This window comes from Pseudomonas sp. CCOS 191 (assembly GCF_001007005.1).
Classification (GTDB): Bacteria; Pseudomonadota; Gammaproteobacteria; order Pseudomonadales; family Pseudomonadaceae; genus Aquipseudomonas; species Aquipseudomonas soli.
Map to the genome: position 1 here is coordinate 1,090,883 of NZ_LN847264.1, position 12,751 is coordinate 1,103,633.

11 protein-coding genes are annotated in these 12,751 nt (G+C 64.6%); 2 read left to right on the forward strand and 9 right to left on the reverse strand.

Annotated features, from left to right (window positions below):
* The first annotated feature begins 144 nt into the window (after positions 1-144).
* Together lptF and lptG are read left to right on the forward strand one after the other, a co-directional pair.
* Complete coding sequence (lptF, locus tag CCOS191_RS05040; RefSeq protein ID WP_023632478.1) at positions 145-1,260, forward strand: LPS export ABC transporter permease LptF; 1,116 nt, start codon at positions 145-147, stop codon at positions 1,258-1,260.
* Positions 1,253-2,314, forward strand: coding sequence for an LPS export ABC transporter permease LptG (lptG, locus tag CCOS191_RS05045; protein WP_046854297.1), 1,062 nt, complete (start codon positions 1,253-1,255; stop codon positions 2,312-2,314). The genes lptF and lptG overlap by 8 nt, the downstream gene beginning before the upstream one ends.
* Before the next feature lie 80 nt (positions 2,315-2,394).
* Here lptG and CCOS191_RS05050 read toward each other — a convergent pair whose 3' ends face one another.
* The 9 genes from CCOS191_RS05050 to arcC form a co-directional block, all read right to left on the reverse strand.
* Complete coding sequence (locus CCOS191_RS05050; protein WP_046854298.1) at positions 2,395-2,883, reverse strand: RDD family protein; 489 nt, start codon at positions 2,881-2,883, stop codon at positions 2,395-2,397.
* Between the two features lie 93 nt (positions 2,884-2,976).
* The gene (locus CCOS191_RS05055; protein ID WP_046854299.1) at positions 2,977-3,189 is read right to left on the reverse strand and encodes a cold-shock protein; all 213 of its coding nucleotides are present in this window, start codon (positions 3,187-3,189) and stop codon (positions 2,977-2,979) included.
* A 348-nt stretch (positions 3,190-3,537) separates the two neighbouring features.
* Positions 3,538-4,659 (reverse strand): glycine cleavage system aminomethyltransferase GcvT, encoded by a 1,122-nt coding sequence (gene gcvT / locus CCOS191_RS05060; RefSeq protein WP_046854300.1) that lies wholly within the window; start codon positions 4,657-4,659, stop codon positions 3,538-3,540.
* Positions 4,660-4,685: 26 nt separating this feature from the next.
* Positions 4,686-6,062: an L-serine ammonia-lyase gene (locus tag CCOS191_RS05065; RefSeq protein WP_046854301.1), complete on the reverse strand. Its 1,377-nt coding sequence runs from the start codon at positions 6,060-6,062 to the stop codon at positions 4,686-4,688.
* A 141-nt stretch (positions 6,063-6,203) separates the two neighbouring features.
* On the reverse strand, positions 6,204-9,059 hold the full coding sequence (gene gcvP, locus CCOS191_RS05070; protein WP_046854302.1) for an aminomethyl-transferring glycine dehydrogenase: 2,856 nt from the start codon (positions 9,057-9,059) through the stop codon (positions 6,204-6,206).
* 9 nt (positions 9,060-9,068) lie between these two features.
* A complete protein-coding gene (gene gcvH, locus CCOS191_RS05075) occupies positions 9,069-9,452 on the reverse strand; it encodes a glycine cleavage system protein GcvH (protein ID WP_046854303.1) in 384 nt (127 codons plus the stop codon).
* 302 nt (positions 9,453-9,754) lie between these two features.
* Entirely contained in the window at positions 9,755-11,263 is a 1,509-nt protein-coding gene (locus CCOS191_RS05080; protein WP_046854304.1) for a sigma-54-dependent transcriptional regulator, read from the reverse strand.
* A gap of 105 nt (positions 11,264-11,368) precedes the next feature.
* Positions 11,369-11,731, reverse strand: coding sequence for a DUF5064 family protein (locus CCOS191_RS05085; RefSeq protein ID WP_046854305.1), 363 nt, complete (start codon positions 11,729-11,731; stop codon positions 11,369-11,371).
* A gap of 56 nt (positions 11,732-11,787) precedes the next feature.
* Positions 11,788-12,717 (reverse strand): carbamate kinase, encoded by a 930-nt coding sequence (gene arcC / locus CCOS191_RS05090; RefSeq protein WP_046854306.1) that lies wholly within the window; start codon positions 12,715-12,717, stop codon positions 11,788-11,790.
* Between the last annotated feature and the right edge of the window lie 34 nt (positions 12,718-12,751).

Here is a 12,751-nt window from a genome sequence, read left to right on the forward strand (position 1 = left end):
GCGCGGCCAAGTGACAGGCGCCGTCAATCACAGGATAATGCGCGCACTTTTACATGGAGGTTCGCCTTGGCGAACCGGCATTGGTCTTGGCTGTCCGAATCGTTCGTTTGGCTGTCCGCCCCTGACAACCCAGGAGTGTCTGGTTTGATCGTCTTTCGTTATCTGTCCCGCGAGGTCCTGGTGACCTTGAGCGCCGTCAGCGCCGTGCTGCTGGTGATCATCATGAGCGGGCGCTTCATCAAGTACCTGGCCCAGGCGGCCCAGGGCATGCTCGATCCGGGCGTGCTGTTCATGATCATGGGGTTCCGCCTGCCGGGCTTCCTGCAACTGATCCTGCCGCTGGGGCTGTTCCTCGGTATCCTGCTTGCCTATGGCCGGTTGTATCTCGAAAGCGAGATGACCGTGCTGTCGGCCACTGGCATGAGCCAGCAGCGCCTGCTGGCCGTGACCATGGTGCCGGCGGCACTGGTCGCCCTGCTGGTGGCCTGGCTGAGCCTGAGCCTGGCACCCCTGGGGGTTGCCCAGGTGCAGAAGATCATCGCCCAGCAGGATACCCTGACCGAGTTCGACACCCTGGTGCCGGGCCGTTTCCAGACCCTGCGCGATGGCTCGCGGGTGACCTACACCGAGCAGCTGTCCGATGACCGCATCAACCTGGCGGGCGTGTTCATCTCCGAGAAGCGCTTCAACCAGGACAAGACCAAGGACCGCGCGCCTTCGGTGCTGGTCGCCGAGAAGGGCCACCAGGAAGTGCAGGCCGACGGCAATCGCTACCTGGTGCTGCAGAACGGATACCGCTACGACGGCAATCCCGGCCAGGCCGACTACCGTGCGATCAAGTACGACACCTATGGCGTGCTGCTGCCAAAGCCTGAGGTCGCCGAGGAGGTGACCGAGCGCGAGGCCATCCCGACCTCCGACCTGTTCGGGCACCAGGGGCTGCGTGAGCGCGCCGAGCTGCAATGGCGCCTGTCGCTGCCGCTGCTGGTGTTCGTGGTCACCTTGCTGGCGGTGCCGCTGTCGCGCGTCAACCCGCGCCAGGGCCGCTTCCTCAAGCTGCTGCCGGCGATTCTCCTGTACATGGCCTATCTGACAATGCTGATTTCCGTGCGTGGCGCCCTGGAGAAGGGCAAGTTGCCTATCTCGCTGGGTATCTGGTGGGTCCATGGCCTGTTCCTGCTGATCGGCCTGGCGCTGATGTACTGGGAGCCGCTGCGTCTCAAGCGTGCCGCTCGCCGTGCGGAGGTGGCCCGTGGTTAAACTGGATCGCTACATCGGCCAGAGCGTGCTGCTGGCCATTCTCGCCGTGCTGGGCATCATCCTCGGCCTGGCCTCGTTGTTCGCCTTCATCGATGAGATGGGCGACCTGAGCGACACCTACACGGTCATGGACGCCAGCAGCTTCGTGCTGCTCACCGCGCCGCGCCGGCTCTACGACATGCTGCCGATGGCGGCGCTGATCGGCTGCCTGATCGGCCTGGGCAGCCTGGCCAGCAGCAGCGAGCTGACCATCATGCGCGCCGCCGGCGTGTCCATCGGCCGCATCGTCTGGGCGGTGATGAAGCCGATGCTGGTGCTGATGCTGGTCGGCCTGCTGGTCGGCGAATACGTGGCCCCGGTGACCGAGAACAAGGCCCAGGCCGACCGTTCGCTGGCCCAGGGCGGTGGCGAGGCGCAAAGCTCCAAGCGCGGCATGTGGCACCGCCAGGGCGAGGAGTTCGTGCACATCAACTCGGTGCAGCCCAATGGCCTGCTGCTGGGTGTGACCCGCTACCGCTTCGACAGCGAGCGCAAGATCCAGACTTCCAGCTTCGCCCGGCGGGCGCAGTACGTCGATGGCAAATGGATGCTCAACGACGTGGCCACCACCTACTTCCGCGGTGATCACACCGAAGTGGTCAAGAGCCCCGAAGAAGTGTGGGACGTGTCGGTGACCCCGGAGCTGCTCAACACCGTGGTGCTGGCACCGGAGTCGCTGTCGATCACCGGGCTGTGGGACTACATCCACTACCTGTCCGACCAAGGGCTGAACAATGCGCGCTACTGGCTGGCGTTCTGGACCAAGGTCCTGCAGCCAGTGGTCACCGCGGCGCTGGTGCTGATGGCGATTTCGTTCATCTTCGGCCCGTTGCGTTCGGTCACCCTTGGCCAGCGCGTGTTCACCGGTGTGCTGGTGGGCTTCGTGTTCCGCATCGCCGGGGAACTGCTGGGCCCATCGAGCCAGGTGTTCGGCTTCCCGCCGCTGCTGGCGGTGGTGATCCCGGCCGGCATCTGTGCGCTGGCGGGCTTGTGGTTGATGCGCCGGGCGGGTTGATGGCCTGAGCTGCACAAAGAAGCCGACCCTTGGGTCGGCTTTTTTGCGGGTGCTTTTCGCAGGCCTGATGCCCGCGCAGCTCACTTCTTGCGCTTGGGCAGGCGTACCAGTTGGGTTTCAGAATAGATGTCGTGCCAGCTGCGTTTACGTTTGTCGAACAACGACCAGATGAAACCCAGCCCCAGACACAGCCACGACGCGATCGACACCACGAAACGCAGCAACGCCTGCCAGAGGCTGATGGCGCTGCCATCGGCGTTCTGCACGCGCATGCCCCACACCTGCATGCCGAGGGTCTGGCCGCCGTGGGTCCAGAACTTGGCGAAGAAGCCGAACAGGGCGAACAGCAGGATAGTCGACAGCAGCGGGTCGCCGTCCAGGGCACCGGCCTCGGTCAGCTCGCGCATGCGCGCCTCGCCGATGATCGCCATCTGGATCATCTTGTAGGCGCCGGCAGTCACGATCAGCAGGGCGGTGCACAGCAGGAAGTCGTAGAACATCGCGGCCAGGCGACGGCCCAGGCCGACCGGCGGGAAATCACCCTGGGGGTTGAGCAATGGCTTGGACATGCATGACAGCTCCAGATGGCAAAGGCCCATTCTATGGAATTGCGCGCACAAAAAAGCCCCTGTGCGTCAACACAGGGGCTTTTTATCGGAAGATCAGCCTTCGGCCTGGACTTCGTCAGCCTGCATGCCTTTCTGGCCCTGGACGGCCACGAAGGTCACTTTCTGGCCTTCTTTCAGGCTCTTGAAGCCGTTGCCTTGGATGGCGCGGAAGTGCACGAACAGATCCGGACCGCTTTCTGGGGTGATGAAGCCGTAACCTTTCTCGTCATTGAACCACTTGACGGTACCGTTCTGACGCTCAGCCATTGTCTTATTTCCTATGAAGCTTAAATATTGATGACAGTTTCTTTCACACTTTTTGTAAGTGAAAGACTACTGGGCTGGGTTGCAGGAAAGTAAGAGACGTCGAACGGGTTGTAGCAGATTGCGGCTACTGGCCCAGGTCACGAACTGTTGCGACCCATGCAAACACAGTGCAGTGACTCTACGCCAACTGCCGAGCGAAAAACAAGCCCTCGCGACGGGTGAAAATCAGGCTTTTCCCGATCACCGAACGATTTGTCGGAAACGCCGTGGCGCCTGGCCTGGCGCTATGTTCAGAAGTTATTGGACAGGTTCGAAAACGAATATGTCGAACCCGTCCAATCCACTCATTCAGCCACGGTAGTAACGTTGCGTCACGAAAGGCATTTTGCTGACTTTCATGGCAACTTGCTTGCCGCGCACCATTGCAAACAGCGCAGTGTCCAGGGTCGCGTGTTCGTTATCGACATAGCCCATTGTGACCGGCGCGCCGAGCGTCGGGCCGAAGCCGCCGCTGCACACCTCGCCGACCACCTTGCCTGCCGCGTCGACGATCTGCGCGCCTTCACGCACCGGGGTGCGCTCCTGGGGCAGCAGGCCTACGCGCTTGCGCGCCACGCCGGCCTGTTGCTGGGCAAACACAGCGTCGGCACCCGGGAAACCACCGGCACGTGCACCGTCGGCGCGGCGCACCTTGGAGATGGCCCACAGCAGGCTGGCCTCGATCGGCGTGGTGGTGGTGTCCATGTCGTGGCCGTACAGGCACAGGCCGGCTTCCAGGCGCAGTGAGTCGCGTGCGCCCAGGCCGATTGGCTGTACCTCTGGCTCGGCCAGCAGCCGGCGCGCCAGCGCTTCGGCCTTGTCGGCCGGCACGGAAATCTCGAAACCGTCCTCACCGGTGTAGCCCGAGCGGCTGACATAGCAGTCGGCGCCGAGCAGTTGAACGGGCTGGAACTGCATGAACGTCATCTGCGCCACCGCAGGTGCCAGGCGCTCCAATACCTTGACCGCCGCCGGGCCTTGCAGGGCCAGCAGGGCGCGTTCCTCGAACAGTGGCTGGATCTCGCAGCGGCTGCCGATGTGCTGGCGCAGGTGGGCCAGGTCCTGGTCCTTGCAGGCGGCGTTGACCACCAGGAACAGGGTGTCGTCACCCAGGTTGGCGACCATCAGGTCGTCGAGGATGCCACCCTCGGCATTGGTGAACATGGCATAGCGCTGCATGCCCACCGGCAGGTCGATGATGTCCACCGGCACCAGGGTTTCCAGGGCCTTGGCGGCGTCGTTGCCGCGCAGGATGATCTGGCCCATGTGCGAAACGTCGAACAGGCCGGCCTGCTCGCGGGTGTGCAGGTGCTCCTTGAGCACGCCCAAGGGATATTGCACGGGCATGTCGTAGCCGGCGAACGGCACCATGCGCGCGCCCAGTTCCAGGTGCAGGGCGTGCAGTGGGGTCTTGTGCAGTGTTTCGGACATCGGTGACTCCTTGGTTTTTATTCGGGTCAACATTCGATGATGTTGACGGCCAGACCGCCGCGGGCGGTCTCCTTGTATTTGCTTTTCATGTCGGCGCCGGTCTGGCGCATGGTGCGGATGACCTTGTCGAGGGAAACGTAGTGCTGCCCGTCGCCGCGCAGGGCCATGCGCACCGCGTTGATCGCCTTTACCGAGCCCATGGCGTTGCGCTCGATGCAGGGCACCTGGACCAGCCCGCCAATGGGGTCGCAGGTCAGGCCCAGGTTGTGTTCCATGCCGATCTCGGCGGCGTTCTCCACCTGTTGCGGGGTACCGCCCATCACTTCGCACAGGGCGCCTGCGGCCATGGAGCAGGCCACGCCGACCTCGCCCTGGCAGCCCACCTCGGCCCCGGAGATCGATGCATTCTCCTTGTAGAGAATGCCGATTGCCGCGGCAGTGAGCAGGAAGCGCACCACCCCGTCCTCGTTGGCGCCGGGCACGAAGCGCATGTAGTAGTGCAGCACCGCGGGGACAATACCGGCCGCGCCATTGGTCGGTGCCGTGACCACGCGTCCGCCGTAGGCGTTTTCCTCGTTCACCGCCAGGGCGTAGAGGTTGACCCAGTCGAGCACCGACAGCGCATCGCGCAGGCTGGCTTCCGGGTGGTGGCTGAGCTGGCGGTACAACGCCGGGGCCCGGCGCTTGACCTTCAGCCCGCCGGGCAGGATGCCTTCGTGCCGGCAACCGGCCTCGACGCAGTCCTGCATCACCTGCCAGATGCGCAGCAGGCCGGCACGGGTCTCGGCTTCCGGGCGCCAGGCAGCCTCGTTGGCCAGCATCACCTGGCTGAACGACAGGTGCTGCGCGGTGCAGTGGCCGAGCAGTTCCTTGCCGGTCTTGAAAGGGTAGGGCAGCACGGTGCTGTCCTCGACGATGCGGTCATGGCCGGCTGCATCCTCGTCAACCACGAAACCGCCGCCCACCGAGTAGTACTCGCGGCTACGGATCTGCAGGCCGGCGGCATCGAAGGCGCGGAAGATCATGCCGTTGGGGTGGTAGGCCAGCGGTTTGCGGATCATCGCCAGGTGCTGTTTTTCGACGAAGTCGATGTCGTGTTCACCGAGCAGGCTGAGCCGACCGCTTTCACGAATGGCTTGCAGGCGGGCGGGGATGGCTTCGGTATCGACGGTATCCGGATGCTCGCCTTCCAGGCCAAGCAGCACGGCCTTGTCGCTGCCGTGGCCCTTGCCGGTGGCGCCGAGCGAGCCGTACAGCTCGGCCTTGACCGTGGCCGTGCCGGCCAGCAGGCCATCACGGCGCAAGCCTTCGGCGAAGCGCGCGGCGGCGCGCATCGGCCCGACCGTGTGCGAGCTGGAGGGGCCGATGCCGATCTTGAACAGGTCGAAGACGCTCAAAGACATGCTGCTTCCTCCTGATGATGGCCAGTAAGCCCATTGGCGGCTGCTACGCAGCCCATCGCCGGCAAGCCGGCTCCCACAGCTTAGCGCTGAACCTGTGGGAGCCGGCTTGCCGGCGATGGGGCGCGCAGCGGCCCCACCCGATCAGACGTCCTGGTAGCTCTCGATGGACGGGCAGGCGCACACCAGGTTGCGGTCGCCGAACACGTTGTCGACCCGGCCGACCGGTGGCCAGTACTTGCCTTCCACCAGGCTCGGCAGCGGGTACACCGCCTGCTCGCGGCTGTAGCCGTGAGCCCATTCGCCGGCCAGTTCCGCCGCGGTGTGCGGGGCGTTCTTCAGCGGGTTGTCGTCCTTGTCCAGGCTGCCGTTCTCGACCGCGCGAATCTCTTCGCGGATCTGGATCATGGCGTTGCAGAAGCGATCCAGTTCCTCTTTCGACTCGCTTTCGGTCGGTTCGATCATCAGCGTGCCGGCCACCGGGAAGGACATGGTCGGGGCGTGGAAGCCGAAGTCGATCAGGCGCTTGGCGACGTCGTCGACGCTGATGCCGCTGGTGTCCTTGAGTGGGCGCAGGTCGAGGATGCACTCGTGCGCCACCAAGCCGTTGCCGCCGGTGTACAGCACAGGATAGTGCTCTTCCAGGCGACGGGCGATGTAGTTGGCGTTGAGGATCGCCATCTGCGAGGCGCGCTTGAGGCCCGCGCCACCCATCATGCGAATGTACATCCAGGTGATCGGCAGGATGCTGGCACTGCCGAACGGTGCGGCGCATACCGCGCCCTGGGTGTTCTCCAGCTGGGCATGGCCCGGCAGGAATGGCGCCAGGTGCGCCTTGACGCCGATCGGGCCGACGCCCGGGCCGCCGCCGCCGTGGGGGATGCAGAAGGTCTTGTGCAGGTTCAGGTGCGAGACGTCGCCGCCGAATTTTCCCGGGGCGCACAGGCCGACCATGGCGTTCATGTTGGCGCCGTCGATGTACACCTGGCCGCCGTTGTCGTGGATGATCGCGCAGATCTCGCCGATGGCTTCCTCGAACACGCCGTGGGTCGACGGGTAGGTGATCATGATCGCCGCCAGGCGCTCGCGGTGCTCGATGGCCTTGGCGCGCAGGTCGTCGATATCGACGTTGCCGCGCGCGTCGCAGGCGGTCACCACCACGCGCATGCCGGCCATGTGCGCGGTGGCCGGGTTGGTGCCGTGGGCCGAGGACGGGATCAGGCAGATGTCACGGTGGCTGTCGCCACGGCTGCGGTGGTAGGCGCGGATCGCCAGCAGGCCGGCGTATTCGCCCTGGGAACCGGCGTTGGGCTGCAGCGACACGGCGTCATAGCCGGTGGCGGCGCAGAGCATGGCTTCCAGCTCGCTGGTCATCTGCAGGTAGCCCTGGCTTTGCGCGGCCGGGGCGAACGGGTGCAGGTTGCCGAACTCGGCCCAGGTCACCGGGATCATTTCGCTGGCGGCGTTGAGCTTCATGGTGCACGAGCCCAGCGGGATCATGGTGCGATCCAGGGCCAGGTCCTTGTCGGCCAGGCGGCGCAGGTAGCGCATCAGCTCGGTTTCGCTGTGGTAGCGGTTGAACACCGGGTGCTCGAGGATCGCCGACTGGCGCAGCAGGCCGGCCGGCAGGCGCACGGCGACCGTGTTGGCCAGGGCGGTGAAGTCAGGGCTGGCCTGGCCGTCGGCGAACAGCTGCCACAGGGCCTCGACATCGGCCTGGGTGCTGGTTTCGTCCAGCGACAGGCCCAGCTGGGCGGCGTCGACCTGACGCAGGTTGATGCCCTGGGCGCGGGCCTTGTCGTGCAGCGCGCTGGTGCTGGCACCGGTGGCCAGGGTCAGGGTGTCGAAGAAATCGCCGGTGACGACCTTGGTGCCCAGCTTGGTCAGGCCGGTAGCGAGGATCGCGGTCAGCGCATGGGTGCGCTCGGCAATGCGCTTGAGGCCGGCAGGGCCGTGGTACACGGCGTACATGCTGGCGATGTTGGCCAGCAGTACCTGGGCGGTGCAGATGTTGCTGGTGGCCTTCTCGCGGCGGATGTGCTGCTCGCGGGTCTGCATGGCCAGGCGCAGGGCCGGCTTGCCGAAGCGGTCGATCGATACCCCGACCAGACGGCCCGGCATGTCGCGCTTGAAGGCGTCGCGGGTGGCGAAGTAGGCCGCGTGCGGGCCACCGAAGCCCAGCGGCACGCCGAAGCGCTGGGCGCTGCCGATGGCCACGTCGGCGTCGAACTCGCCCGGCGGGGTGAGCAGGGTCAGGGCCAGCAGGTCGGCGGCCACGGCCACCAGGGCGCCTGCGCCGTGGAAGCGCTGCACCACCTCGCGGTAGTCGAACACGTCACCGTTGCTGGCCGGGTACTGCAGCAGGGCGCCAAAGAAGGCGCTGACGTCGCCCAGTTCGCGCTCGTCGCCCACCACCACCTCGATGCCCAGCGGTTCGGCGCGGGTGCGCAGCACGTCGAGGGTCTGCGGGTGGCAGTGCACGGAGGCGAAGAAGGCATGGCTGGCCTTGTTCTTCGACAGGCGCTTGCAGAAGGTCATGGCTTCTGCGGCGGCGGTGGCCTCGTCGAGCAGGGAGGCGTTGGCGATCGGCAGGCCGGTGAGGTCGCTGATCAGGGTCTGGAAGTTCAGCAGCGCTTCCAGGCGGCCCTGGGAAATCTCCGGCTGGTACGGGGTGTAGGCGGTGTACCAGGCCGGGTTTTCCAGCAGGTTGCGCAGGATCGGCGCCGGGGTGTGGGTGTTGTAGTAGCCCTGGCCGATGTAGCTCTTGAACAGCTGGTTCTTGCCGGCGATGGCTTTCAAGGCGGCGAGGGCATCGGCCTCGCTCTGCCCGTCGTGGCTGCCGAGCACGCTGGTGCCCTTGATGCTGTCGGGGATGACGGCGGCGGTCATCGCGTCCAGCGAGTCGAAGCCCAGGGTCGTGAGCATGGCCTGCTCGTCAGCGGCGCGTGGGCCGATGTGGCGGGCGATGAATTCGTTGGCGGTGCCGAGGTTGATGGTCATGGTGATTCCTCAGGCGTCGTCGTTGGCTTTGAGCAGGCGATCGTAGGCATCCTGGTCGAGCAGGGCATGCACTTCGCTCATGTCGGCAGGCACGAAGCGGAAGAACCAGCCTTCGCCCAGCGGGTCTTCGTTGACCAACTCGGGGCTGTCGTTCAGATCTTCGTTGACCGCAACCACTTCACCGGTCAGTGGCATGTACACGCCGCTGGCGGCCTTGACCGACTCAACGGTGGAGGCTTCGGCGCCCTTGTCGTACTGCTGCAGCTCCGGCAGTTGCACATAGACCACATCACCCAAGGCGTTCTGGGCGTAGGCGGTGATGCCCACGGTGACGCTGCCATCGGCTTCGACGCGCAGCCATTCGTGATCTTCGGTGAAACGCAACTCGCTCATGGGAATTCCTCGGGAAGCAGGGGCGTTGGGCGCGGTAGGCTCCGCGCTCTTAAGGTTGGAATTCCCTTAGCAATAATGCGGCCAGTCTTAAAAATCCTTATAAATCAATTAGTTAGCTTGTTAATGCAATCGATTTGTCATTTTCGTGGAATGAAATCGATACAGCAGGAGGGTGATTCAAAAGCACTGTGGGATCAAACCCTTGTGCACAGGCACCCAGATGGTTGTGTAGCGAATTCGATACGGTGTAATGAATTCAATACGGTCTGCTTCCGGGGCAGGACTGGCCAGACGAAGCGGCATCAGGCCTTGTTTGGAATACCGTACTTGCGCAAGCGCTGGGCTATCGCGGTATGCGAGGTTTGCAAGCGCCCCGCCAACTGCCGCGTCGAGGGATAGCTGGCATACAGGCGTTGCAGCAACTCCCGCTCGAAATCCCCCACGGCCTGTTCCAGGCTGGCCACCTCGCCATCTTGACCGCGTGCCACCGAGGTGCCGGCAATGTCCAGGTCGCCGATGTCCACCACGTAACTTTCGCAAATGGCCGCGGCGCGGAAGATCACGTTCTGCAACTGGCGCACATTGCCCGGCCAGGGGTTGCCCAGCAGCGCCGGATGGGTGGCGGGCGCCAGGCGGCAGGGCGGGCGCTGGATCTGGGTGCAGGCCTGCTGCATGAAGTATTGCGCCAGGGACAGGATGTCCTGGCCGCGATCACGTAGGGGCGGCACCTGCAGGTTGAGCACGTTGAGGCGGTAGAACAGGTCTTCACGGAAGGTGCCCTCGGCGACCATGCGCTCGAGGTCGCGGTGGGTGGCGCTGATGATGCGCACATCCACCTTCACCTCGCGGTCGCCGCCGACGCGGCGGAAGCTGCCGTCGCTGAGGAAACGCAGCAGTTTGGCCTGCAGGTACGGCGACATCTCGCCGATCTCGTCGAGGAACACCGTGCCCTGGTTGGCCAGCTCCATCAGCCCGGGCTTGCCGCCGCGCTGCGCGCCGGTGAAGGCGCCCGGGGCGTAGCCGAACAGCTCGCTCTCGGCCAGGCTCTCGGGCAGTGCCGCGCAGTTGAGGGCGAGGAACGGCGCGGCATGGCGGCTGCTGATGGCGTGGCAGGCGCGGGCCACCAGCTCTTTGCCGGTGCCGGTTTCGCCATGAACCAGCAGCGGCGCGTCGAGGGCCACCACGCGCAGGGCGCGGGCCTTGAGGGTGCGAATCGCCGGGGAATCGCCGAGCATGGCGTCGAAGCCTTCGGCGTGGTCGTGGTGCAGGGCCGACAGGCGCTCGCCCATGCGGTTCGGCGGGTACAGCGTCAGCAGGCCGCCGGCATGGGTGATCGGCGTGGCGTCGAGCAGCAGGCTCTGGCCGTTCAACTGCATTTCGCGCATGGGCAGGTGGAAATTGTTGTCCAGCAGGGCCTGCAGCAGGTCGGGGTCGCCGAACAGCTCGCCCACCGAACGCCCAGCGGACTCACGCCCGCACAGGGCGATCAGCGCCGGGTTGGCCAGCAGCACCTTGCCCGCGCTGTCCACCGCCAGCACCGGGTCGCTCATGGCGGCGAGCAGGGCGTCGAGCTGCAGGTGCCGGCGTTGGCCGGGGAGGATGTCGACCACTTCCACCGATTGCACGCCGCGTACCTCGAACAGCGCGTCGTGCAGCTCTTCGAGCACGGCGGGGCTCAGGGTCGGGGCGTCGATGTAGACGTTCGGCGGGACCATCTCCACGGCATCGAGGTTGAGGTTGCGGGCGCCGAGCAGGGCCAGGACTTCCTGGGTGATGCCGACGCGGTCGATGAAGCTGACGTGGATGCGCATGGGGAGATCGGGGCAGTGGCCAAGCGAGTGCGCCAGTATGCCTTGCCAGGCGGGTTAAACCCAATCGCGGGGCAAGCCCGCTGCCATAAGCACGCAGCCGTTTGACTACTCAAGGTGTTCAGGATTGATCGGATCGCCTGGCTTACGCCCCAGCTGCTCCTGAATATCCTTGAACATCCGATCATAGAATTTGTGATTGGAGCCGAGAGCGATGGCTGATTCTGGTAAACCGTGGACGATCAATCGTCTGCTGATATCGCTCGCGAAATTGAATGCTTGGTCTTTTGCCATCTTGAAGGTTTCATCAACCTCCTTGCCCTGAACCTCACCTTTCAAACGAAACTCCATGCAGCGGCCATCCGTTGGGTCCTGCACCACGGAGTAGTAGATGTTCAGGTTATAGCTGTACTTCTCCAGGTTTTGAGGTGTGTGCTGAATATGCACGTGGCCGGGTTCGAACGTAGCCATGACAGAATCCTCCGGAAGGTTGAAAACGGCCGGTGCCAGGCACCGGCCAACTGCGTTCAACGGTAGCTGATTCCCGGCTTGGCGGTGGAAACGCGGGTACCGGCGGTGCCTTTGACGATGTCCTCGATGTTCTCCAGCGAGCTGATTACCGCGACCTTGCCGGTATGCCGGGCGAAATCGCAGGCAGCCTGCACCTTGGGCCCCATTGAGCCGGCGGCAAAGCCCAGCTTCTCGAGCTCGTCGGGGTGCGCCTGGGCGATGGCTTTTTGTGTCGGCTTGCCGAAATCGATGTACGCAGCGTCGACGTCGGTGGCGATGATCAGCAGGTCGGCATCCAGCTGTTCGGCCAGCAGCGCCGAGCACAGGTCCTTGTCGATCACCGCCTCGATACCCTTGAGCTTGCGGTTTTCGTCGTACATGGTAGGGATGCCGCCGCCGCCGGCGCAGATCACGATGCTGCTTTTTTCCAGCAGCCACTTGATCGGACGGATCTCGAAGATGCGCTTGGGTTTCGGGCTGGCCACCACCCTGCGGTACTTGTCGCCGTCGGGCTTGACCACCCAGCCTTTCTCCTTGGCCAGGCGCTCGGCTTCGTCCTTGGCGTACACGGGGCCGATGAACTTGGTCGGATCCTTGAACGCCGGGTCGTTGGCGTCCACTTCAACCTGGGTGAGCAGCGTGGCGAACGGCACCTCGAAGTCCAGCAGGTTGCCCAGTTCCTGTTCGATCATGTAGCCGATCATGCCTTCGGTTTCAGCGCCAAGCACGTCCAGCGGATAGGCTTCATCCGGCTTGTATGACAGCCCCTGCAGCGACAGCAGGCCGACCTGCGGTCCGTTGCCGTGGGCGATGACCAGTTCGTTGCCGGGATGGATCTTGGCGATCTGTTCGGTGGCGGTGCGGATATTGGCACGCTGGTTGTCGGCGGTCATCGGCTCGCCGCGGCGCAGCAGGGCGTTGCCGCCCAATGCAACAACGATACGCATGGGGAATGTCCTTTGCGATTTAGGGTGAGCGCCT